This is a genomic window from Pseudomonas sp. FeS53a (assembly GCF_000931385.1).
Classification (GTDB): Bacteria; Pseudomonadota; Gammaproteobacteria; order Pseudomonadales; family Pseudomonadaceae; genus Metapseudomonas; species Metapseudomonas otitidis.
The window spans coordinates 81765-104872 of sequence record NZ_JYFT01000078.1 but is presented as its reverse complement, the minus strand read 5'-3'; the positions used below and the strand labels follow the sequence as shown (position 1 = coordinate 104872).

The window sequence follows — 23108 nt, the reverse complement described above, 5'->3', positions numbered from 1 at the left end:
TTCAGGGGGTGGCCAGGCTGGCCTCGTCCTCGGCGGCCAGGCGGTAGCCCTTGCCGTAGACGGTCTGGATCAGTTGTGGGCGGTTGGCGTTGACCTCCAGCTTGCGGCGCAGGCGCACGATCAGGGCGTCCACGGTACGGGCGTCGACTTCCTCGTCGTCGTCCTGGCCCCGGCGCAGGCACTGCATGAGGTCGTGGCGGTTGACCGCGCTGCCCCGGCGCTCGATGAGGCCGATCAGCAGGGCGAACTCGCCTGGGGTGAGCACCACGTCCTGACCGGCGGTATCGCTGATGCGGCGGCGCAGCAGGTCGACGCGGAAGCGCCCGAGGCGTACGGAGAAGTCGGCCTCGCGCTCACCCTGGCCACAGCGGCGCAGCAGGCTGCGCACCTGGGCGAGGAGGATGCGCAGGTTCAGCGGCTTGGTCAGGTAGCCGTCGGCACCGGCCTCCAGGCCCACCACGCGGTCGTAGTCCTCGTCCCGCACGGTGACCAGGATGATGCCGAGCTGCGGCTGGCTGCGGCGCAGCTGGGCGGTGATGGTCAGGCCGTCCAGGTCGGGCAGGCCGATGTCCAGCAGCACCAGGGCCGGGCGCAGTTGCTGGACCAGCTCCAGGCAGGCCCGCCCGGAGTCGGTGGCATGCACCTCGAACCCGGCTTCGCGCAGGTACAGCACCAGCATCTCGCGGATTTCCGGCGCGTCTTCGACCACCAGCAGCTTGTCGACCATCCACAGCCCCTCTTCGTCAGGCGGCGGATTCTGGCGCAAACCGCAGGCGCGTTGCCACCACCTGGGTCAAGGGATTGCGCGACCCGCTTCACGCTGCAGGCGTTCCCTGAGCAGCAGCAGGTGGCGCTCCAGGATCGCCAGCAGCTCGGGCACCTGCTCCGGCCGTTCGGTGCGCTCGGCGGCCTGGGCCAGGCTGTCGAGCCCGAAGTTCAGGGTGCTGCCGCGCAGGCGGTGGCACAGGGCGCTCAGCTCCAGGCGGGCTGCCTCGGGGGCCTCGGGCAGGTGCGCCAGGGCGTCACGCACCTCCTCCAGGGACGCCACCAGGGTGGGCAGCAGGCGGTCGAACAGGGCGTGACCGAGCCAACCGCGCAGCGCCTCCAGGCGCGCCTCGGAGAACTCCTCGGGCTGGGTGGGCGAGGCTTCGCCGGGGATGTCCCAGTCCTCCAGCACGGCCAGCAGGGCCTCGCGCCGCAGGGGCTTGCCGAGCACCGCGCGCAAGCCGGCCTCGCGCCACTGGCGCGGGTCCAGGTCCCGCGCGTTGGCAGTCAGGGCCACCAGCAGGGGCGGTGTCGAGCGGGCCTGCTGGAGGATCAGCCGGCTGGCGGTGAGGCCGTCGATGTCCGGCAGGCGCAGGTCCATCAGCACCAAGTCGAAGGTGGCCGTGGCGCAGGCCTCGACGCCCTCGCGGCCATCCCGGGCGGTGCTCACCTGGCAGCCCCAGCGCTCCAGCAGTTCGGCGGTCACCAGGCGGTTCACCTCCACGTCTTCCACCAGCAGCACCCGCAGGCCCTGCAACAGCGCGGCGGCTTCGTCTTCCTCCTCCGCTGCCGGGGCTTCGGCCGGCTGCCAGGGCAGCCAGAGGTCGATGCGCGTGCCCTGGCCGGGGGCGCTGTCCAGCGCCAGGCGGGCGCCCATCAGCGCGGCCAGGCGGGCGCTGATGTAGAGCCCCAGGCCGATGCCGGGCTGGCCTGCTTCGGGGTCGCGGACGAAGGCCTCGAACAGGGTCGGTTGCAGCTCGTGGCGGATGCCGGGGCCGGTATCGGCCACCCGCAGGGCCAGGCCCTGGCTGCTGCGTTCGAGGATCACCAGCACCTGGCCCTGGTCGGTGAACTTGAGGGCGTTGCCCAGCAGGTTGTAGAGCACCTGGCGCAACGGCTGGGGGTGCCCCAGCACGTAGGCGGGCAGGTCGTCGGCACAGCGGGTGAGCAGGCGCAGGCCGCGAGCCTCGGCCTGGGGCCGGAAGATGGCAGCGCACTCCTCCACCAGGCGCTCCGGGGAGAACACCTGGGCCGGCGGCAGTTCGAGCTTCTCGGCGCGGGACAGCAGCATCAGCCCGTCGAGCACGTCGGTGAGGCTCTGGGCGGCGACGCGCACGGTGTCCAGGCGATGGCGCTGCTGCTCGTCCAGGCCGTCGCCCTGCAGCAGGTGCAGGTGCCCCTGGATGGCCACCAGCGGGGTACGCAGCTCGTGGCTGAGCATGGCCTGGCGCTCCAGGGACTGCTGGGCCTCGTGCAGGGCCTGGTCGCGGGCCACCGCCAAGGCCTGGGTGCGTTCCTCCACGCGGGCTTCCAGGGAGGCGTTGAGGCGCTGCAGGTCCCGGCTCAGCTGCTTGCTGCGCTGCAGGGCGTCGATCACCCGGCTGCCCACCACCACGCCGTGGGAGAGCATGAAGAAGAGGATGCCCAGCGGGATCAGGTTCAGGGTCGGCACGCTGAGGGAATAGAGCAGCAGGTCGTTGACGATGGTGACGTCCATCACCAGCATCCCGCCCAGCGCCACCAGGGCCCCGGGGCGCCGACGCCGCACGGCCAGCACCAGGGCGCCGAGGAAGTACAGCTCGCAGAGCAGCAGCCAGATGGCGCAGGGGTCCCGCGTCAGGGTGAAGAAGGCCGGCGGTGTCCCCAGGGTGACCAGCGCACCCAGCACGCCCACCGCGACCAGCACGCGCTGCACCCGCCGCGACAGCTCGTCGGGGAACAGGCGCAGCAGCAACACGCCGTAGACCGGGGAGAACAGGTGCCCGGTGAGGTATTCGATGCGGTAGATCCACACCGACGGCCATTGCAGGTAGTGGTCCAGCAGTTCGCCGCTGGACGCCGCGCGCAACCCGGCCAGCACCAGCAGCACGGCAAACGGCAGGCCACCGAGCGCCCGCGCCGCGCTGCGGTCCATCAGGGCCATGAACAGCGCCATCATCAGCGCACCGCCCAGGGTCAGCAGGTACAGGGCGCGCTGGCGGCTGGCATCCAGCGCCAGGCCGGCCAGGGTGCCGGCACGCACCTCCATGTCGATGCCGCCTTCATGGTGGAAGTGGTTGGACAGCTCGATCCGCACCGTCACTCGTTTGGCACCGACGGGCAGCGGCACGATGGCCGACTGCAGCCGCTGCACTTCGTGCTCGGCATCCCCCGGCTGGCCGCGCTCGAAGGCCAGGCTGCCGTCGATCCAGACCCGCGCTGCGGACTTGAAGTCGTCGAAGTACAGCGCCAGGGGTTCCGGGTACTCGGGCAGCAGCAGCTCGCTGGTCAGCTCGATGCGCCCAAAGCCCACCTCGCCCCAGGGCTTCCGGGTGCCGTCCTTCCAGGTGAAGGGCAGCGGCACCTCCTGCTCTGCCCGTGCCGGCTCCAGCCAGGTCAGCCGCCAGGTGCCGTCGAGCACGTGCAGGGCGCCCTGGGCCGGGTCCCAGGCCCGCAGGTCGTTCAGCGGCTCGGCCTGGGCGGCCCAGGCCGGCAGCCACAGCGACAGGCAGAGGAACAGGTACAGGCGCAATCGGGACACGGGAAACCCTCGGCGGGCGGCTGGCTTCAAGGAAAGGCGCTGGCGGAGCGCCACTCACGAAAAAGCCGGGCAATGCCCGGCTTTTCCGACAGAAGGTGTGGGTCAGGCTTTCGGCAATGTCACGCCGACCTGGCCCTGGTACTTGCCGCCCCGGTCCTTGTAGGATACCTCGCAGGCCTCGTCCGATTGCAGGAAGAGCATCTGCGCCACACCTTCGTTGGCGTAGATCTTCGCCGGCAGGTTGGTGGTGTTGGAGAACTCCAGGGTCACGTGGCCCTCCCACTCCGGCTCCAGCGGGGTGACGTTGACGATGATGCCGCAGCGGGCATAGGTGCTCTTGCCCAGGCAGATGGTCAGCACGTCGCGGGGGATGCGGAAGTACTCGACGGTACGAGCCAGGGCGAAGGAGTTCGGCGGGATGATGCAGACGTCGCTGTTGATGTCGACGAAGCTCTTCTCGTCGAAGTTCTTCGGGTCCACCACGGCCGAGTGGATGTTGGTGAAGACCTTGAACTCGGCAGCGCAACGCACGTCGTAGCCGTAGCTGGACACCCCGTAGGAGATCACCCGGCTGTCGTCCGCGCCGCGCACCTGGCGCTCGACGAAGGGCTCGATCATGCCGTGTTCCAGTGCCATGCGGCGAATCCACTTGTCCGATTTGATGCTCATGGCGGGTGTTCCTGTGAGGCGAAATTTGACCGCGAATCTTACCGGTCGCGCACGTTCCGGGCAAAGGGCAGCGCCGGGTTCCGTGGCCTGCCGCCCAGCGGCAGCGCGAGGGGCTTGAAGCGTCCGGGCCGCCTGGGACACTGTGGGCCGCCCTCGTGGAGAAAGGACCCACCATGACCTTCTGGATCGTCATCCCCGGCCTGTGCGCGGCCGCCTTCGGCTTCACCCTGTGGAAGCGTCGCCGTATCGCCGCCCGGGAACGCCTGATCCGAGCGTTCCGCCCGCCGCCGCGTCTGCTCGACGAGCTGCGCAAACGCCACCCGCAGCTGAGCCTGGAGGACTGCATGCTGGTCTGCGCCGGGCTGCGGCAGTTCTTCCTCTGCTACCTGAAGAGCGGCTTCGGCTACGTGTCCATGCCCTCCCAGGTGGTGGACGACCTGTGGCATGCGCTGATCCTCGACACCCGCGAATACCGGCGCTTCTGCCAGCGCGCCTTCGGCCGCTTCCTCCACCACCGCCCGGCCTGGGCGCTGTCCGGCAAGGCCCGGCAAGCCGACGCCGGCCTGCGGCGCTGCTGGTGGTACGCCTGCGAGCAGGAGCGCATCGACCCGCACACGCCGGGCCGTGTGCCGCTGCTGTTCGACCTGGACCGGCGCCTGGGCATCGCCGGCGGCTTCCTCTATGTGGCTGATTGCCGGGGCGTGCGCCGCGACGACCGGGGCGACTCGGGCAGCACCGTCATCTACTGCGGTGGCGACTTCGTCGGCAGCGACAGCAGCTACGACTCCAGCGACTTCGGCGATGGCCGTGGCGTAAGCGACAGCTCTTCGAGCATCAGCTACAGCTGGGACGGGGACTCCGGCGGTGGGGACTCCGGCGGCGACAGTGGCGGATGTGGCGGTGGCGGGGACTGAGCGCCCTGTGAGGCGGTCGACCGACGGCGGGTCGCACACCCGCTAGGCTGGCGCCCTCCCCGCCTGGAACGCCGCCATGATCGACGCCTTCTCCCCACTGCTCTACATCACGCTCCGTGCGCAGCAGCTCCGCGGCCTGAATGCGAAATCGGGCCAGGTGCTCGACGAGCCACCTGTGCTGGCGATCCAGACCCGCAACGGCAAACGCACGGTGTTGGCGGCCGGGCACGCAGCCCGGCAACTGCTCGGCCAGCCCGAGGTGGAGCTGGTGAACGGCTTCGAGCACCCACGCGCCCTGCTGGCGGATTTCACCCTCGCGGAGAACACCCTGCGCCTGTTCATCCGACAACTGGCGCCCCGGACCTTCACCAGCGCGGCGCCGGTGCTGGTCCTGCACCCACTGGAGCACCTGGAGGGCGGGCTGACCCAGGTGGAAATCCGTGGGCTGTACGAACTGGGCCGCAGCGCCGGTGCCCGCAAGGTGCACCTGTGGGTCGGCCGGGAACTGACCCGCGAGGAACTGCTGGCCCGGCAGTTCCCCACGGAGGGCGGCACGCTGCTGGCGATCTAGCGGGCCCGGAGGCCCTCAAGCGCGCAGCGGGGCCCTTGATCAATCGTCGCTGATGGTGATGCTCGGCATCGCCGTGGCACCCAGGCCGGCCTGGGCGATGCGCGCGCCGACGGTGCGGGCCATCTGCTGGTAGATCATGGCGATCTGGCTTTCGGGGTCGGCCACGGTGGTGGGCTTGCCACCGTCGGACTGCATGCGGATGGCCATGGACAGCGGCAGCGAGGCCAGCAGGTCGACGCCGTACTGGGCCGCCAGCTTCTCGCCACCGCCTTCGCCGAACAGGTGCTCGGCGTGGCCGCAGTTGGAGCAGATGTGCACGGCCATGTTCTCCACCACGCCCAGCACCGGGATGTTGACCTTGCGGAACATCTCCACGCCTTTCTTGGCGTCCAGCAGGGCCAGGTCCTGCGGGGTGGTGACGATCACGCTGCCGGCCACCGGCACCTTCTGCGCCAGGGTCAGCTGGATGTCGCCGGTGCCCGGGGGCATGTCCACCACCAGGTAGTCGAGGTCGTCCCAGGCGGTCTGGGTGATCAGCTGGATCAGCGCGCCGGAGACCATCGGCCCGCGCCACACCACCGGGGTGTTGTCGTCGGTGAGGAAGGCCATGGACATGACCTGCACGCCGTGGGCTTCCAGCGGCACGAAGAACTTCTGGTCGCGTACCTGCGGGCGGGTGCCCTCGGGGATGCCGAACATGATGCCCTGGCTGGGGCCGTAGATGTCCGCATCGAGGATGCCGACGCGGGCGCCTTCGCGGGCCAGGGCCAGGGCCAGGTTGGCGGCGGTGGTGGACTTGCCGACGCCGCCCTTGCCGGAGGCGACGGCGATGATGTTCTTCACGTTGGCCAGGGCCGGCACCTGCTCCTGGGCCTTGTGCGGCTGGATCACGCAGTCCACGCGGACCTCGGCGCGGTCGACGCCGTCGAGGTTCTCCAGGGCCATCTGCAGGGTCTGCGCCCAGCCACTCCTGAACAGCCCGGCCGCGTAGCCCAGCTCCAGGCGCACGCTGACCTTGCCGCCCTGGATGTCGACATCACGCAGGCAACCCGCGCTGACCGGGTCCTGGTTGAGGTGGGGATCGGTGAACTGGCGCAGGGTCGCTTCGACCTGGGCGCGGGAAACGGTGCTCATGGCGGGACTCCAGATAAAGACCGAGCAAAACTGGCGGGTATCCTACCCGAGCCCTCCCGCCACCGGGCCCTCCGGGCGTGAAAAAAAGCCGGCGACTCTTTATAGTTGCCGACTTCCCTTCGTTCCGTATCCGGTAGCCCAGCACCATGACCGAGCCCCGCAAGATCCTTGTGACAAGCGCCCTCCCCTATGCCAACGGTTCCATCCACCTGGGGCATATGGTCGAGTACATCCAGACCGACATCTGGGTGCGCTTCCAGAAGATGCGCGGCAACCAGGCCATCTACGTCTGCGCCGACGACGCCCACGGTTCGGCCATCATGCTGCGCGCCGAGAAGGAGGGCATCACCTCCGAGCAGCTGATCGACAACGTGCGCGCCGAGCACACCACCGACTTCGCCGACTTCCTGGTGGACTTCGACAACTATCACTCCACCCACTCGCCGGAGAACCAGGCGCTGTCGAGCCTGATCTACACCCGCCTGCGCGACGCCGGCCACATCGCCACCCGCCCGGTGACCCAGTACTTCGACCCGGACAAGCAGATGTTCCTGGCCGACCGCTTCATCAAGGGCACCTGCCCGAAATGCGCGGCCGAGGACCAGTACGGCGACAACTGCGAAGTGTGCGGCGCCACCTACGCCCCCACCGAGCTGAAGAACCCCAAGTCGGCCATCTCCGGCGCCACCCCGGTGCTCAAGGAGTCGCTGCACTACTTCTTCAAGCTGCCGGACTTCGACGCCATGCTGAAGCAGTGGACCCGCAGCGGCGCCCTGCAGGAGTCGGTGGCCAACAAGATCGCCGAATGGCTGGACGCCGGCCTGCAGCAGTGGGACATCAGCCGTGATGCGCCCTACTTCGGCTTCGAGATCCCCGACGCGCCGGGCAAGTACTTCTACGTCTGGCTGGATGCCCCCATCGGCTACATGGCCAGCTTCCAGAACCTCTGTGCGCGCCGCCCGGAGCTGGACTTCGACGCCTACTGGGCCAAGGACTCCAGCGCCGAGCTGTACCACTTCATCGGCAAGGACATCGTCAACTTCCACGCCCTGTTCTGGCCCGCCATGCTCGAAGGCGCCGGCTTCCGCAAGCCCACCGCGCTGAACGTGCACGGCTACCTGACCGTCAACGGCCAGAAGATGTCCAAGTCCCGCGGCACCTTCATCAAGGCCCGCACCTACCTGGACCACCTGGACCCGGAATACCTGCGCTACTACTACGCCTCCAAGCTCAGCCGCAGCGTCGACGACCTCGACCTGAACCTGGAGGACTTCGTGCAGAAGGTGAACTCCGACCTGGTGGGCAAGGTGGTCAACATCGCCAGCCGCTGCGCCGGTTTCATCCACAAGGGCAACAGCGGCCGCCTGGTGGCCGAGAATGCCGCGCCGGAGCTGTTCGCCGAGTTCGCCAGCGCCGCGCCGAGCATCGCCGAGGCCTATGAGAACCGCGACTTCGCCCGGGCCATGCGCGAGATCATGGCGCTGGCCGACCGCGCCAACGCCTGGATCGCCGACAAGGCGCCCTGGGCCCTGAACAAGCAGGACGGCAAGCAGGCCGAGGTGCAGGCCATCTGCGCCGCCGGCGTGAACCTGTTCCGCCAGCTGGTGATCTTCCTCAAGCCGGTGCTGCCGAACCTGGCCGCCGCCGCCGAGCAGTTCCTCAACGTCGCCCCGCTGAGCTGGAACGACCACCAGGTGCTGCTGGCCGACCACGACCTGAACCCCTTCAACCCGCTGATGACCCGGATCGACCCCGTGAAGATCGACGCCATGATCGCTGCCTCCAAGGAAGACCTCGCTGCCCAGAACGCCGCCCCGGCCCCCGCCGGCAACGGCGAGCTGACCAAGGAGCCGCTGGCTCCGGAAATCGCCTTCGACGCCTTCGCCGCCGTGGACCTGCGCATCGCCCTGATCGAGAAGGCCGAGTTCGTCGAGGGTGCCGACAAGCTGCTGCGCCTGACCCTGGACATCGGCGACGCCAAGCGCAACGTGTTCTCCGGCATCAAGAGCGCCTACCCGGACCCGAGCAAGCTGGAAGGCCGCCTGACCCTGTACGTGGCCAACCTGGCTGCGCGCAAGATGAAGTTCGGCGTCTCCGAAGGCATGGTCCTGGCGGCCGGCCCCGGCGGCGAGGAGATCTACCTGCTCAGCCCCGACAGCGGCGCCAAGCCGGGCCAGCGCGTCAAGTAAGCCGCGCCGCCCTCGCGAAGCGCCTGCCCGGTCACCGGCCAGGCGCTTCGTCGTTTCAGCCCCACGAACACCCTGCAAGGAACGCCCATGATCAAGCACTGGACCCTCCCCTTCCTGCTGGCCCTCACCGCCCTGGCCGGCTGCTCCCCGTCGGACCGCGAGGCGAGCGGCGGTGCCGCCCTCCAGGGCGAAACTTCCAAGCCCGGCGCCTTCCTCGCCTACGAGCACCAAGTCTCCATCCACCTCGCCGCCGAGGCCGTTGCCCCGCGTCTGGCCGCCACCCGCGAAGCCTGCAACGACGGCCGCTTCGGCAGCTGCGAGCTGCTGGCCATCGAGCAGAACCAGGGCGGCTACCGCGCCGGCCAGCTGGTGCTGCGCATCGTGCCCGAAGGCGTGGAGAAGATCGTGGCCCTGGCCGCCGAGGGTGGCGAGCTGCAAAGCCGCACCACCCGCGCCGAAGACCTGGCCCAGGCGGTGGGCGACAACGCCCGCACCCACGAGCGCCTGGAGCGCCAGTACAAGACCCTGCAAGCCTTCCAGGAGCGCAAGGACCTGGCCGTCGCCGACCTGCTGGCCCTGGCCCGGGAAATGGCCGAGCTGGAGGTGCAGCTGGCCGCCAATGCCCAGGAGTCCGCCCAGCAGCAACGGCGCATCGCCACCAACCTGCTGACTCTGGACTTCACCACCGACCAGCAGCGCCCGAGCCGCCTGTCGCGCATCGGCGAGGCTGCCGCCGGCCTGCTGGACAACGCCACCGAAGGCACCGCCCAGGCCCTGGAGATGCTCGGCTACGGCATTCCCTTCGTGGTCATCCTCTTCCCCCTGGCGCTGCTGGTGCGCGGGCTGTGGCGCCGCGCCACGGGCCGCAACAAGGCCGCTGCCCAAGGCTGAACAGGGCTGGGACCAGGGTCGCCCCGGGGCGGCCCTGTACCCGCCCGGCGCCATCCCGGATAATACGCGGCCCTTTGTGAACGATCCGGCCCGTCCCGAATCCATGACCGATCTCCTCATCGCGCTGTTGGGCGCAGCCCTGGTCAACAACCTGCTGCTGGCACAGGCAGCGGGTGGCGACGCCCAGCCCCGTCTGCAGGCCCTGGCCCGTGCCGGCGGCCTGATGCTGGCCCTGGGGCTTCCCCTGGCCTGGCTGCTCGACCGCCTTCTGCTGGCCCCCCTGGCCCTGGACCACCTGCGCCCGCTGGTGCTGCTGCCCCTGCTGGCGCCCCTGGCCTGGGCCGCGCTGGCGCTGCTCAAGCGCCTGCCCGGCACCGCCGACGTACCGAACGGCCTGTTCCCGCTGCTGCTGGGCAATGGCGCGGTACTCGGTGGCCTGTACCTGGCCGCCAGCAGTGGTTTCGTCCACGCGCTGGGCCTCGGCCTGGCAGGTGGCCTCGGCTTCTGGCTGGCACTGGGGCTGTTCGCCGACCTGATGCAACGGGTCGACGCCGCCGATGTACCCGCGCCCCTGCGCGGCACGCCGATCACCCTGCTCTGCGCCGGCCTCATGGGCGTCGCGCTGATGGGCTTCAACGGCCTGGTGGCGCCATGAGCCAGCCCCTTGTCCAGCGCATCGACGCCCTGCTGCCGCAGACCCAGTGCGGCAAGTGCGGCCACCCCGGCTGCCGCCCCTATGCCGAAGGCATCGCCCGGGGCGAAGCCATCAACAAGTGCCCGCCCGGCGGCCAGGTGACCATCATCGCCCTGGCCGACCTGCTGCAGGTGCCGGTCCTGCCACTGGACGCGCCCAATGGCCCGGTCCCGCCGCAGGTCGCCTTCATCCGCGAGGCCGAGTGCATCGGCTGCACCAAGTGCATCCAGGCCTGCCCGACCGACGCCATCGTCGGGGCCGCGCGGCAGATGCACACGGTCATCCGCGACGAGTGCACCGGCTGCGAACTCTGCGTCGCGCCCTGCCCGGTGGACTGCATCGACATCCTGCCCCTGGCCGAGCCGGACGCCAGCGCCCAGCGCGAGCGGGCCGACCAGTTCCGCCAGCGCTTCGAGCAGCGCAACGCCCGCCTGGCCCGTGACGAAGCCCGCCGCCAGGCCGAGCGCGAAGCTCGCGCACAGCGCCAGGCCCACGCCCAGGAAAAGGCCCGCAACGAAGCCGCCGCCAGCATCGACCCGGTGCAGGCCGCCATCGAACGGGTCAAGGCCCAGAAGGCCGCCGCCGGCACCCTCAGCGACGAACAGAAGCGCCTCAAGGTGGAAGCGGCCATGGCCCGCGTGGCGCTGTCCCGTGCGGAGAAGCAGTACGCCACCTACGGCACCTCCGACCTCGCCGCCCAGGTGGCCGAACTCAAGGCCGCCAGCGAGCGGGCGGACGCCGCCCTGGCCCATGCCAGCGCCGCCCCCGCGCCGGTCACGGACGAAGCAGCGCTGAAGAAGGCAAAGATCGAAGCCGCCATGAGCCGCGCCCAGTTGGCCAAGGCGCAGAAGGCCTATGGCGCCGAACCGGATGCCGGGCAGCAGACCCAGCTGGCCGCCCTGCAACAGGCGGTGGATGCCGCCGAGGCCGCCCTGGCGCGCCTGCAGGCAGCACAGCCGGCCACGCCGCCCAGCGCGGGCGAGGCCGCGCTCAAGCAGGCCAAGGTCGCCCTGGTGACCCGTCGGGGCGCGTTGCGCAGCGCCGAGGCCCGTGGCGCGGACGAAGCCGAGCTGGCGCCGCTGCGCCAGGCCCTGACCGACGCCGAGGCCGCCCTGCATGCCGCCGAGGATGCCTGCGGCAAGGCGCCGCCCGAGCTGCAGCGCATCGACAAGCGCCCGGTGGACCCGGCCCTGCGCGCGCTGAAGACCGAGCTGGCCATGGCCCGTGCCGAGGTCAGCCGCCTGGAGCGCCGCCAACCCCGCGACGAGGCTGCCATCGGCCGCGCCCAGGCCCGCCTGGCCGAAGCCGAACGCCGCCTCGGCGAACACCCCGAGGCCTGAGCCGGCCATGGCCAGCGCTCCCGGTTTCGACCCGCGCCCGGCCATGAGCCTGGTGCTGCTGGCGTGCCTGCCGGGCCTGCTGGTCCAGCTCTGGCACTACGGGTTCGGCACCTTGCTGCAACTGGCCCTGGCGATCCCCTGCGCCCTGGCTTGCGAGGCGCTGGTGCGGCGCCTGCGCGGGCAGCGCGTCGCCCCGGACGAGGCCCTGTTCGGCCGCCCCTGGCTGGCCGAGGGCAGCGCCCTGGTGACGGCCACCCTGCTGGCCCTGGCCCTGCCGCCCTATAGCCCCGCCTGGCTGACCCTGCTGGCCTGCGCGGCGGCCATCCTGCTGGGCAAGTCGGTCTTCGGCGGTTTCGGCCGCAACCCCTTCAACCCCGCCATGCTCGGCTTCGCCCTGGCCCTGCTGGCCTTCCCGGCGCAGATGGCCCAATGGCCCGTTGCCGGCCAACCCCACGGCCTGCTGGCTGCGCTGCAGCAGGTGCTGGGCCTGGGCAGCGGCCTGGTGGACGGCTGGAGCCAGGCCACGGTGCTGGACAGCCTGCGCCACAACGACCGCCTGACCATCGACGAACTGTTCGCCCGCAACGCCGCCTTCGGCCACCTCGGCGGGCGCGGTGCGGAATGGGTCAACCTCGCCTTCCTCGTAGGCGGCCTGTGGCTGCTGCAACGCCGGGTGATCCGCTGGCACGCCCCGGTGGGGCTGATCGCCGGGCTGTTCGTCGCCAGCCTGCTGGGCTGGAACGGCAGCGGCTCGGACTCCAACGGCTCGCCGCTGCTGCACCTGCTCTCCGGCGCCACCATGCTCGGCGCCTTCTTCATCGTCACCGAGCCGGTCTCCGGCCCCAGTGCCGACCGGGCGCGGCTGGCATTCGGCCTGGGCGTTGGCGTGCTGGTCTACGTGATCCGCACCTGGGGCGGCTATGCCGACGGCATGGCCTTCGCCGTGCTGCTGATGAACCTGGCGGTGCCGGCGCTGGAGCGCTGGGCCCAGCGCGCGAGGCCCTCTCCGTGAACGGGCGCAGCCTCGCGTGCCTGCTGGTGGCCGCCGCCCTGGCGATGGGCCTGCTCACGGCGCTGCACGGCGTACTCGCCCCTCGCCAGCAGGCGGCCGCCGAGGCCTCTGCCGAGCGTGCCCTGCTCGACCTGCTGCCCGCCGGCAGCTATGACAACCACCCCCTGCAGGACGCCCTGCCCCTGACCGGGGCTGACGACCTGGGCAGCCCCTCACCGGCCACCGCCTGGCGCGCGCGCCAGGGCGAGCGCCTGGTGGCCGTGCTGCTGCCGGTACGGGCGCGGGGCTATGAAGGGCCCATCGACCTGTTGCTGGCCATCGCGCCGGATGGCCGGCTGCTGCACAGCAAGGTCCTGGCGCACCGGGAAACACCGGGAATCGGCGATCGCATCGAAGCCTCCCGCAGCCCCTGGCTGGGCAACCTGGCAGGCCGGAACCTGGCGGAGCAGCCGGGGGAATGGCGGGTCCGCGCGGATGGTGGCGATGTCGACCAGATCGCCGGCGCCACCATCACCTCCCGCGCCGTGGTGGCGGGCGTCCAGGCGGGTCTGCGCTACTTCGATGCCCACCGCGACGCCTTGCTGGGAGCCACGCCATGAGCACGCCTGCACGCACCGCTGCATTGCTCGGCCTGGCACCGCTGCTGGGGGCCAGCGACCTGCTGGTGAAAGCCCTGGGCCTGGCCCTGGTTGCCCTGCCCTTGCTGGCCGGAGTCGGGGCCCTGCTGCCTTGGCTGCATCGCCATCTGGCGGGCCGGGCCTTCTGGATCGGGACGCTGATGCTGGCTGGCTGCGGCGTGGCGCTGGCCGACCAGCTCCTGCGGGCCTTCGCCTACGACCTGCACCAGGCCCTAGACCCCTGGCTGTGGCTGCTGGCCCTGCCGTGCCTGCACCTGGCGCTGGAGGCACCGGGCCGGGCCAGCGATGGCCTCAGGGCAGGCCTGGCGTTCAGCCTGCTGGCCCTGCTGCTCGGCACGCTGCGCGAGGGCATCGGCCATGCCAGCCTGCTGGCCCACGGCGACTGGCTGGGCCTGGGCACACTGGGCCTCACGTTCGCCGGCCATGGTGTCCCGCTCTTCGCCTCGGCGCCGGGAGGGCTTATCCTGCTCGCCCTGCTGTGGGTGCCGCTGCGTCGCGCCTTGCCCTGAGCGCGGTTCGCGCCCCACCCTGAATCCACCGTGAAAAGCCGAATGCCATGAACGCTGCCAAACGCCTGGAAATCTTCCGTCGCCTGCACGAAGACAACCCCGATCCCAAGACCGAGCTGGCCTACACCACGCCCTTCGAACTGCTGATCGCGGTGATCCTCTCCGCCCAGGCCACCGACGTCAGCGTCAACAAGGCCACTGCCCGGCTGTACCCCGTGGCCAATACCCCCGAAGCCATCCACGCGCTGGGGGTGGAGGGCCTGTCGGAGTACATCAAGACCATCGGCCTGTACAACAGCAAGGCGAAGAACGTCATCGAGACCTGCCGCATCCTCATGGAGAAGCACGGCAGCCAGGTGCCGGACAACCGCGAGGACCTGGAGGCCCTGCCCGGCGTGGGCCGCAAGACGGCGAACGTGGTGCTCAACACCGCCTTCCGCCAGCCGGTGATGGCGGTGGACACCCACATCTTCCGCGTCAGCAACCGCACCGGCATCGCCCCGGGCAAGACCGTGCTGGAGGTGGAGAAGAAGCTGGTGAAGTTCGTGCCGAAGGACTACCTGCTCGACGCCCACCATTGGCTGATCCTCCATGGGCGCTATGTGTGCGTCGCCCGGAAGCCGCGCTGCGGAGCCTGCCGGATCGAGGACTTGTGCGAGTACAAGGCGAAGACTTCGGACGATTGAGCGGACCCTGCAAAGTCCTGGTTTTCAATTGAAAAAATCTTTTTTACCGGCCGATTCTTTGTCGCTATAAGGTGCGCCATCACCGCCCCGCATCGTGGAGTGACCTGAATGAGCACTGTCAAAGAAGAGATCGAGATCGAGGAAGACTTCATCGCCGAGGAAGCGGAAGAAGCCGAGGCGCCTGCCGAAGTGGCCAAGACCAACCTGACCAAGCGGCGCATCATCGACAACTACCTCGAAGAGCGTCGCCTGCAGAAGCAGCTGAACGACTACGACTTCGACCTGTGATCGACAGCGCCTGAAAGAGCCCCGCACCTGCGGGGCTTTTTGTTGGCCGTGCACCGCCAGCCGCGCGTTGCAGAGCAGGACGGTTGCAAGGCGCTGAAGAGCAGCAAAAAAGTGCGCAGAGCATTCATGCGGTGCAGTCGGGCGCTGGAGCGGCAGCCCGCAAACGCCTTCGCCAGCGGTCAGCGAGCGGGCGAGAACGGCAGGTCACGAAGGGGCGCCGCTGGACAGCGGCAAGAAGGGGACAAACAAAAGGCCCGTCGCTTGGACGGGCCTTTCGCTTGGAGACTCAGACGCGGGCGACGTCTTCCGCCTGCAGGCCTTTCTGGCCCTGGATCACCGAGAACTCGACCTTCTGGCCTTCGACCAGGGAACGGTGACCTTCGCCGCGGATAGCGCGGTAGTGAACGAATACATCCGGACCGCTTTCACGCTGGATGAATCCATAGCCTTTAGCGTCATTGAACCACTTGACGGTTCCGACCTCACGATCAGCCATTACTACTCTCTCCAAACTCGCAATTTTGTTGTTGGCCCCAATCCTGGGACTTAGACGGGTTGGTAAAGACGTATTTTTCTCGATATCCGACCGCGGTCTGACGAGGCGTGGGCGGGTACTCCGAAAGGCGTTCTTTTAACCACCGCGCCCGGAGTATACGACAGGAAATGCTACAGAAAAGCACTTTTTTCCGGCATGCGGAAAACGCCGTGAGACTAGGTGTTCACGCCCTTTTCCGGGGCTTTCGCGTCACAAAATGGGGCATTTCGGCGAAGGCGCTCCGGGCCCCTGGGCAGGGCCCGGAAACGCCCTGAGGCTCACTTCGCCGAGAGCAGGTCCTCCAGCTTTCGGGCCAGTGCCTGGTACTGGAAAGGCTCGATCAGGTAGGCCCAATCGGTACGCCCCGGTACCTGGTCGTCGAGCTTCTCCTGGCCGGTCAGGCGCAGCCAGTACTGCTCACCCTGCCCCAGCAGTTCGCCGGTGAGGCGGCCGCCGGCGAAGGTCTGCAGTTCGAAGCTGAGCAGCGGCTTGTCCTTGAACTGGACCTGGTCCAGCGGCGCGGCGTCGGCGAACTGCAGGCCGGCGAACACCGCCGCCATGCCGTTGGCCGCTGCCTCGTAGGCCAGCTTGCGACCGGCCGGCAGCTGGCGGACCTTCATGTTCGGCTCGTTCTCGGCGTCGCGGTACACCGTCAGTTCCTTGCCCTGGGGGTAGCGGACTTCGACCTGGCGCACGCTGGAGAAGGGAATGGCGGCGATGCGCCGGTCGAGCCAGGCCAGCTCGGTCTCGGGCAGCTCGATGCGCCGGTCGATCAGCCAGCTCTGGTCGTCGCCGGGCAGGCGCACCAGTTGCCCCTTGCCCTGCTGGCCGGGCTTGCCGATCAGCAGGTCCTGCTGCGGCAGGCCGTTCTGCCCGCGCACCACCAGGCGCAGGGCCTGGCCTTCCCCGGGTTTCTCGGCCAGGCCCAGCTGGGCGTGCAGCTCAGGCTTGGCAGTACGCGCCTCGACCCGGCGCGCCTCGCCCAGGGCCCGCAGCAGGTCGGCCACGGCGCGGGCATCGGCCGGGTAGCCGGCCTTGTCCGCCACCACCCAGGTGGAGTCGCGACGCGCCAGGTGCACCGGCGGTTGACCGGGCCGCTGCACCTCGATGGCATCGATGTCGGCCAGCCGGCCCTGCAGGGCCGGCAGCCAGGCCTGGGCCTGCGCCCCCGGCGTCGGCCCCGCCTGGCGCTGCAGCGCCAGGTAGGTGCCGCCCAGTGCGGCGGCCAGGATGAACAGGAAGATGAAAGCCTTGCGTCCCATGTCCTCTCCTCAGGCGCGGCGACGGCGCCAGGCCCACAGCAGCAGCACGCCCAGGGTCAGCACCAGCGGCACCAGGGCGATGTTGATGAACTTGAGCGTGCGGCCGAGCTTCTCGATGTCGGCGTTGAGCTGGTAGTTGACCTCGCGCAGTTCCTTGCGGATGCGCAGCTTCTCCTGCATGAACTGCTGCAGGGTGGCCTGCTGCTCGGGGGTCAGTTCCAGGGCTTTGGCCGGGTCCTGGTTCTGCAGGCTGGCCAGCTTCTCCTCGGTCTCGGACAGGCGCTGCTTGAGGGCCTGCTCCTGCTCGCGGAAACGCGCTTCGGCCTGGCGCTGGAGGTCTTCCACCACGGTGAAGGGGCGGGTGAAGCGACCGCGGGAGCGCACGCTGATCAGTGCCTCGGAGCCGGAGAGGTTGTCCAGGGCGTTGATGGCGAAGGCGGAGTTGTCCGCCCAGGGCTGCGGCACGCGCTGGCCGAAGAAGTCCTGAACCTGCACCCACATGCGGTCGCTGAGCATGTCGGTGTCGGCGACCACGATGACGTTGATGTTGTCGGCCGACTTCAGCCCGTCCTTGCGCCCTTCGATGCCGTCGGGGAAGGCGCTCTGTGCCGGCCCGCTGATACGGGCCGCGACGGTGTAGCGGTCACCGCTGGGGTTCAGCTCGCCCATCAGCTCCTGCGGGTTGCGCAGCATGGCGAAGCGCTGGGCGTCGAACGGCATGGCGTACTCGGAGCTGTGGATCAGCGGCACGAAGTGGGTCTTGGCACCCTCCAGCGGGCGCAGGATGCCGGCGGTGGCGACCGTCAGGGTCTCCAGGTTGGCGGTGGCCACGTCGCTCGGGTCCAGCGCCTGGCGCGGCAGGGTCAGCCAGGCCGGATGACGGGCCGGGCGCTCGCCCTGGCCCATGCTCACCGACATGGCGTAGGCACCGTCGCCCAGTACCTTGCCGGGCAGCATCTCGAAGCCCCAGGCCTTGAACAGCGCCGGCAGGTCGGAGCTCTTGCCCTCGCCGCCCATCTCGCCGGGCATCGGCATGGCGTGGTCGGCTTCGCTCCAGGGGTCGACGAAGGCCAGCAGCTTTCCGCCCCGCAGGACGAACTGGTCGATGGCGTACTGGGTCTGCTCGGACAGGTTCTTCGGGTGCACCAGCAGCAGCACCGAGACCTTGTCGGGGATCTGGTCGACGTCGGGCTTGAGGCTCTCGATCTGGAACAGCTGGCGGATTTCCTCCATCACCATCCACGGCGAGCTGGGCTGCTGGGTCTGCATGTCGAAGCCGCCGTTGAGCGGCAGCCCGGAGAGCACGCCGACCACCGGGCGCTGGGGATGCGCCAGGCTCTGCACCAGGCGGCTGACCTCGTATTCGAGGAACTCTTCCTGGTCCAGCGGGAAGAACGGGATCACCTGGTGGTCGTCGACGCTGTTGGTGCCGGCCAGGCCGAAGTAGATGGCGTCGCCACCCTGCTGGGCGGGCACCGCCTGGAGGCCGAACTCGGCGGCCTTGTCCTCGTCCTCGGAGAAGGGCTCGGGGTCGACGATGTGCAGCTTGATCTTGCCGTCCGCCGCCTGGGCGTAGGCCTTGAGCATCTCCTCCACGCGGCGGGCGTAGTTGCGCAGCACCACCAGGTCCTTGGCGGACTTGTCGGAGTAGAAGAAGTACAGGTTGATGGGCTCGTCCAGCTCCCCGAGGATCTGCCGGGTGCCGTCGGAAATGGTGTAGAGCTTCTGCTCGGTGAGGTCGAGGCGGGCGTTGGTCAGCGCCAGGCCCGAGACCATGTTGAACGCCAGGAAGGCCAGGGCGATGAGCAGCAGGCCGGCGCTGGAATACATCAGTTTCTTCATGTCAGTCGGCCTTCTTCAGATCGACCACCACGGCGGTGGCGGCGAGCCACGCGGCGATCAGGGAGAGGAAGTAGAGCAGGTCGCGGAGGTCGATCACGCCCTTGCTGATGGCATCGAAGCGGGTCAGGAAGCTCAGCGAGGCGACGGCGTCCAGCAGCCATTGCGGGGCCCAGGCGCTGAAGGCGTCGAGCACCAGCGGGAAGCCGCTGACGATGAACAGGAAGCACACCACCACGGCGAGGATGAAGGCGATCACCTGGTTCTTGGCCAGCGCCGACATGCACGAGCCCACCGCCAGGTAGGAGCCGGCCAGCAGCCAGCTGCCGATGTAGCCGGTGACGATGGCGCCGTTGTCCGGCTCGCCCAGGTAGTTGACGGTGATGACCATGGGGAAGGTCAGCAGCAGTGCCAGGCCGGCGAAGGCCCAGGCGGCGAGGAACTTGCCGGTGACCGCCTCGAAACGGGTGACCGGCAGGGTCATCAGCAGTTCAATGGAGCCGGACTTGCGCTCCTCCGCCCACAGGCGCATGGCGATGGCCGGCACCAGGAACAGGTAGAGCCAGGGGTGGAAGTTGAAGAAGGGCGCCAGGCTGGCCTGGCCGCTTTCGAAGAAACCGCCCAGGTAAAAGGTGAAGACCCCGGACAGCACCAGGAAGATCACGATGAACACATAGGCCAGCGGGGTGGCGAAATAGCTCGCCAGCTCGCGCTTGAAGATGACCGGCAACTGCTTCATGCCGCTTCCCCCCGGGTCAGGCTGCGGAAGACTTCGTCGAGGCGGCCGCGCTCCACGTCCAGCTCCTTGACCCGCCAGCCGCGCTGGTGGATGAGCTGGTTGACCTGCGGGAAGATCACCTCGCCCGGCTTGGCCAGCACCGTCAGGCCACTGCCAGCAGCGTTTTCCTCGACACCGGCAACGCCCGGCAACACGGCCAGCGCCAGCGGATCGAGGGGCTCGTCGGCCACCAGGGTCACCGCCTGGTGGTAGCGGGAGCGGCGCTCCAGCTCGTAGGGGGTGTCGTCGGCCACCAGCTTGCCGGCGGCGATCACCACCGCGCGGGTGCACACCGCCGTCACCTCTTCGAGGATGTGGGTGGAGATGATCACGATCTTGTCCCGGGCCAGGCTCTGGATGAGCTGGCGTACCTGGTGCTTCTGGTTCGGGTCGAGGCCATCGGTGGGCTCGTCGAGGATCAGCACGCGGGGGTCATGGAGGATGGCCTGGGCCAGCCCGACGCGGCGCTTGAAGCCCTTGGACAGGGTCTCGATGCTCTGCCCGAGCACCTTGTCCAGCTCCACCTGGCCGGCGGCCTGGGCGACGCGGGCCTTCTTCTCGGCGCCACGGAAGCCACGGATCTCGGCAATGAATTCGAGGAAGCCGCGCACCGTCATGTCGCCATAGCAGGGCGCGCCCTCGGGCAGGTAGCCGAGGCTGCGCTGGGCCTGCAGGGTCTGGGTCTGGATGTCGTGGCCGAAGATGCTGGCGGTGCCGGAGGTCGGCGCCAGGAAGCCGGTGAGCATCTTCATGGTGGTGGACTTGCCGGCGCCATTCGGGCCGAGAAAGCCGAGCACTTCCCCCGGCTCGACCGCGAAGGACAGGTCGTCCACGGCGGTGTGCTGCGCGAATCGTCTGGTCAGTTTTCTTATGTCGATCATGGCCTCTACCCCAACGGGAAAAGCCCCCGGCCATGCTGGCCTCAGGGGCCCTGCAAAACGCCGGCGGACTATAAGGAGTCTCCCGGCGGCATAGCAAGACAGCGAAGCGTGCCGAAAGTTTCCTGCTGTAACGTGGGATTCAGCCCTGCAAAAGCCGGCTTCGGCTTTTTGCGGCGGGTCAGCGAATACGGCACACTAGCCGCCCCGAGCACACGCTCGTTCCACACCACGACGCCCGTATGACCCGTTCCCCGTTCCGCCGCCTGGCCTTCGGCACCCTGCGCCGCCTCCTCTACCTGTGGGTGCGCTCGGAAACCATCAACCAGTCCGCCTTCACCCTCAAGCTCGACCGCAGCAAGCCCGTGCTCTACGTGCTGCAGCAACCCTCGGCCAGCGACCTGGCGGTGGTGGACCGGGAATGCACCAAGGCCGGGCTGCCGCGCCCGGTGCTGCCGGTGGCAGTGGGCGACAGCCTGGAGCCGGCCGCCTTCTTCTACCTGACCCCGGAGCCGGGCTGGTTCGGCGGGCAGGACAAGCGCGGCACCTCGCCGACCCTGGTGCGGGTGCTGGACGCCATCCAGCAGCACGCGGTGGATGACGCGCAGATCATTCCGGTGACGGTGTTCTGGGGCCAGTCCCCGGACCGCGAGACCAGCCCCTGGAAGCTGCTGTTCGCCGACAGCTGGGCCGTGACCGGGCGCCTGCGCAAGCTGGTCAGCATCCTCATCCTCGGGCGCAAGACCCGGGTGCAGTTCTCCGCCCCCATCCACCTGCGCGAGCTGATCGCCCAGGGCAAGGGCCCGGAGCGCACCCAGCGCATGGTCCAGCGCATCCTGCGGGTGCACTTCCGCAACCAGAAGACCGCCGTGATCGGCCCCGACCTCTCCCACCGCCGCAACCTGGTGAAAGGGCTAGTGCATGCGCCGCTGGTGCGCCAGGCCATCGCCGAGGAAGCCGAGCGCGAGAAGATCAGCCCGGCCAAGGCCGAGGCCCAGGCGCTGAAGTACGGCAACGAGATCGCCTCCGACTTCGCCTACACGGCGATCCGCTTCCTCGAAGTGGTGCTGAGCTGGTTCTGGAACAAGCTCTACGAGGGCATCAAGGTCAACCACATCGAGGGCGTGCAGGACATCGCCCAGGGTCACGAGGTGATCTACGTGCCCTGCCACCGCAGCCACATCGACTACCTGCTGCTGTCCTACCTGCTGTTCCGCAACGGCCTGACGCCGCCGCACATCGCCGCCGGCATCAACCTCAACATGCCGGTGATCGGCGGCCTGCTGCGCCGTGGCGGCGCCTTCTTCATGCGCCGTACCTTCAAGGGCAACCCGCTGTACACCTCGGTGTTCAACGAGTACCTGCACACCCTGTTCAGCCGTGGCTTCCCGGTGGAGTACTTCGTCGAGGGCGGGCGCTCGCGCACCGGGCGCATGCTGCACCCGAAGACCGGCATGCTCGCCATCACCCTGCGCAGCTTCCTGCGCTCCTCGCGCCTGCCCATCGTCTTCGTCCCGGTGTACATCGGCTACGAGCGCGTGCTGGAAGGCCGCACCTACCTGGGCGAGCTGCGCGGCGCGAGCAAGAAGAAGGAGTCGATCTTCGACATCTTCAAGGTCATCGGCGCCCTGAAGCTGCGTTTCGGCAGCGTCGCGGTGAACTTCGGCGAGCCGATCAAGCTGGCGGAGTTCCTCGACCAGCAGCAACCGGACTGGCGCGCCCAGGAGCTGGGACCGCAGTTCCGCCCGGCCTGGCTCAACGACACCACCAACCGCCTGGCCGTGCGCATCGCCCGCCACCTCAACGACGCGGCGGCGATCAACCCGGTCAACCTGGTGGCCCTGGCGCTGCTGTCCACCAGCCGCCTGGCACTGGACGAACGCGCGCTGACCCGCGTCCTGGACCTGTACCTGGCCCTGCTGCGCGCGGTGCCCTACTCGCCCCACGCCACCCTGCCGGAAGGCGACGGCCAGGCGCTGATCCAGTACGTGCAGAGCATGGACCTGCTGGCCGAGCAGAAGGACGCCCTGGGCAAGATCCTCTACCTGGACGAGCAGAACGCCGTCCTGATGACCTACTACCGCAACAACGTGCTGCATATCTTCGCCCTGCCGGGGCTGCTGGCCAGCTTCTTCCAGAGCAGCGGACGCAGCAGCCGCGAGCAGATCCTGCGCTACACCCGCGCCCTGTACCCGTACCTGCAGGCCGAGCTGTTCATCCGCTGGAACCTGGACGAGCTGGACGCGGTGGTGGACCAGTGGCTGGCCGCCTTCGTCGAGCAGGGGCTGCTGAAGGTGGAGAACGACGTGTACGTGCGCCCGGCGCCCAGCTCGCGGCAGTTCGTGCTGCTGACGCTGATGTCCCGCGCCATCGCCCAGACGCTGCAGCGCTTCTACATGGCCATCGCCCTGCTGCTCAACGCCGGGCAGAACCAGCTCACCGCCGAGGAGCTGGAGAACCTGTGCACCGTCATGGCCCAGCGCCTGTCGATCCTCCATGGCCTCAACGCCCCGGAGTTCTTCGACAAGACGCTGTTCCGCCACTTCATCCAGACCCTGCTGGACCAGCGCGTGCTGCGCCAGGACGAAGCCGGCAAGCTCAGCTACCACCCCGAGCTGGGCGACCTGGCCGAGGGCGCGGCCAAGCGCGTGCTCACCGCCGAGATCCGTCTCTCCATCCGCCAGGTGGCACTGGAGCGCCAGACGGACGAAGCGCCCCAGGACGAGCCGCAGGCCGACGCTTCCTGATGCAAGCGGGCGGCTTCAGCCGCCCGCTT

General features: G+C 69.0%; 21 protein-coding genes. 12 read left to right on the top strand and 9 right to left on the bottom strand.

The window, feature by feature from the left end; genetic code table 11:
- Position 1: 1 nt before the first annotated feature.
- From SZ55_RS24870 to dcd, 3 genes are all read right to left on the bottom strand, one after another.
- Positions 2 to 727 carry a response regulator transcription factor gene (locus SZ55_RS24870; RefSeq protein ID WP_044413284.1) on the bottom strand — a complete coding sequence of 242 codons (726 nt, stop codon included), beginning with the start codon at positions 725 to 727 and terminating at the stop codon, positions 2 to 4.
- Positions 728 to 793: 66 nt separating this feature from the next.
- On the bottom strand, positions 794 to 3505 hold the full coding sequence (locus SZ55_RS24865) for an ATP-binding protein (RefSeq protein ID WP_152644544.1): 2712 nt from the start codon (positions 3503 to 3505) through the stop codon (positions 794 to 796).
- Positions 3506 to 3607: 102 nt separating this feature from the next.
- Complete coding sequence (dcd, locus tag SZ55_RS24860; RefSeq protein WP_044413278.1) at positions 3608 to 4174, bottom strand: dCTP deaminase; 567 nt, start codon at positions 4172 to 4174, stop codon at positions 3608 to 3610.
- A gap of 173 nt (positions 4175 to 4347) precedes the next feature.
- Here dcd and SZ55_RS24855 point away from each other — a divergent pair, with 173 nt between their 5' ends.
- The gene (locus SZ55_RS24855) at positions 4348 to 5088 is read left to right on the top strand and encodes a glycine-rich domain-containing protein (RefSeq protein WP_044413276.1); all 741 of its coding nucleotides are present in this window, start codon (positions 4348 to 4350) and stop codon (positions 5086 to 5088) included.
- 76 nt (positions 5089 to 5164) lie between these two features.
- Positions 5165 to 5659, top strand: coding sequence for a rod shape-determining protein (locus tag SZ55_RS24850; RefSeq protein ID WP_044413272.1), 495 nt, complete (start codon positions 5165 to 5167; stop codon positions 5657 to 5659).
- A 39-nt stretch (positions 5660 to 5698) separates the two neighbouring features.
- Here SZ55_RS24850 and apbC read toward each other — a convergent pair whose 3' ends face one another.
- Positions 5699 to 6793, bottom strand: coding sequence for an iron-sulfur cluster carrier protein ApbC (gene apbC / locus SZ55_RS24845; RefSeq protein ID WP_044413269.1), 1095 nt, complete (start codon positions 6791 to 6793; stop codon positions 5699 to 5701).
- A gap of 146 nt (positions 6794 to 6939) precedes the next feature.
- Between apbC and metG the strand changes: the two genes are divergently transcribed.
- From metG to SZ55_RS24800, 9 genes are all read left to right on the top strand, one after another.
- Positions 6940 to 8982, top strand: a complete 2043-nt coding sequence (gene metG, locus SZ55_RS24840; RefSeq protein WP_044413266.1) for a methionine--tRNA ligase — start codon at positions 6940 to 6942, stop codon at positions 8980 to 8982.
- Positions 8983 to 9072: 90 nt separating this feature from the next.
- Positions 9073 to 9873, top strand: coding sequence for a DUF4349 domain-containing protein (locus tag SZ55_RS24835; RefSeq protein ID WP_442963714.1), 801 nt, complete (start codon positions 9073 to 9075; stop codon positions 9871 to 9873).
- 103 nt (positions 9874 to 9976) lie between these two features.
- Positions 9977 to 10528 carry an Rnf-Nqr domain containing protein gene (locus SZ55_RS24830; RefSeq protein ID WP_044413260.1) on the top strand — a complete coding sequence of 184 codons (552 nt, stop codon included), beginning with the start codon at positions 9977 to 9979 and terminating at the stop codon, positions 10526 to 10528.
- On the top strand, positions 10525 to 11907 hold the full coding sequence (rsxB, locus tag SZ55_RS24825) for an electron transport complex subunit RsxB (RefSeq protein ID WP_044413258.1): 1383 nt from the start codon (positions 10525 to 10527) through the stop codon (positions 11905 to 11907). Before SZ55_RS24830 ends, rsxB begins: the two co-directional genes overlap by 4 nt.
- Positions 11908 to 11914: 7 nt before the next feature.
- Complete coding sequence (locus tag SZ55_RS24820) at positions 11915 to 12919, top strand: RnfABCDGE type electron transport complex subunit D (protein WP_044413255.1); 1005 nt, start codon at positions 11915 to 11917, stop codon at positions 12917 to 12919.
- Positions 12916 to 13518, top strand: coding sequence for an RnfABCDGE type electron transport complex subunit G (locus SZ55_RS24815; RefSeq protein ID WP_052807665.1), 603 nt, complete (start codon positions 12916 to 12918; stop codon positions 13516 to 13518). Before SZ55_RS24820 ends, SZ55_RS24815 begins: the two co-directional genes overlap by 4 nt.
- On the top strand, positions 13515 to 14066 hold the full coding sequence (locus SZ55_RS24810) for an Rnf-Nqr domain containing protein (RefSeq protein ID WP_044413253.1): 552 nt from the start codon (positions 13515 to 13517) through the stop codon (positions 14064 to 14066). Before SZ55_RS24815 ends, SZ55_RS24810 begins: the two co-directional genes overlap by 4 nt.
- 47 nt (positions 14067 to 14113) lie before the next feature.
- Complete coding sequence (gene nth, locus SZ55_RS24805) at positions 14114 to 14752, top strand: endonuclease III (RefSeq protein ID WP_044413251.1); 639 nt, start codon at positions 14114 to 14116, stop codon at positions 14750 to 14752.
- Between the two features lie 108 nt (positions 14753 to 14860).
- A complete protein-coding gene (locus SZ55_RS24800) occupies positions 14861 to 15040 on the top strand; it encodes a PA3496 family putative envelope integrity protein (protein WP_044413248.1) in 180 nt (59 codons plus the stop codon).
- A 286-nt stretch (positions 15041 to 15326) separates the two neighbouring features.
- Here the strand turns inward: SZ55_RS24800 and SZ55_RS24795 are convergent, their stop codons facing one another.
- From SZ55_RS24795 to SZ55_RS24775, 5 genes are all read right to left on the bottom strand, one after another.
- The gene (locus SZ55_RS24795; protein WP_044413245.1) at positions 15327 to 15536 is read right to left on the bottom strand and encodes a cold-shock protein; all 210 of its coding nucleotides are present in this window, start codon (positions 15534 to 15536) and stop codon (positions 15327 to 15329) included.
- A gap of 317 nt (positions 15537 to 15853) precedes the next feature.
- The gene (locus SZ55_RS24790) at positions 15854 to 16837 is read right to left on the bottom strand and encodes a DUF4340 domain-containing protein (RefSeq protein ID WP_044413242.1); all 984 of its coding nucleotides are present in this window, start codon (positions 16835 to 16837) and stop codon (positions 15854 to 15856) included.
- A 9-nt stretch (positions 16838 to 16846) separates the two neighbouring features.
- Positions 16847 to 18679 carry a GldG family protein gene (locus SZ55_RS24785; RefSeq protein WP_044413240.1) on the bottom strand — a complete coding sequence of 611 codons (1833 nt, stop codon included), beginning with the start codon at positions 18677 to 18679 and terminating at the stop codon, positions 16847 to 16849.
- A gap of 1 nt (position 18680) precedes the next feature.
- A complete protein-coding gene (locus SZ55_RS24780) occupies positions 18681 to 19415 on the bottom strand; it encodes an ABC transporter permease subunit (RefSeq protein ID WP_044413238.1) in 735 nt (244 codons plus the stop codon).
- On the bottom strand, positions 19412 to 20335 hold the full coding sequence (locus SZ55_RS24775) for an ABC transporter ATP-binding protein (RefSeq protein ID WP_044413235.1): 924 nt from the start codon (positions 20333 to 20335) through the stop codon (positions 19412 to 19414). Before SZ55_RS24775 ends, SZ55_RS24780 begins: the two co-directional genes overlap by 4 nt.
- 239 nt (positions 20336 to 20574) lie before the next feature.
- On the opposite strand from SZ55_RS24775, the gene plsB reads away from it, so the two are divergent.
- Positions 20575 to 23079 (top strand): glycerol-3-phosphate 1-O-acyltransferase PlsB, encoded by a 2505-nt coding sequence (gene plsB, locus SZ55_RS24770; protein ID WP_044413232.1) that lies wholly within the window; start codon positions 20575 to 20577, stop codon positions 23077 to 23079.
- The last annotated feature ends 29 nt before the right edge of the window (positions 23080 to 23108 follow it).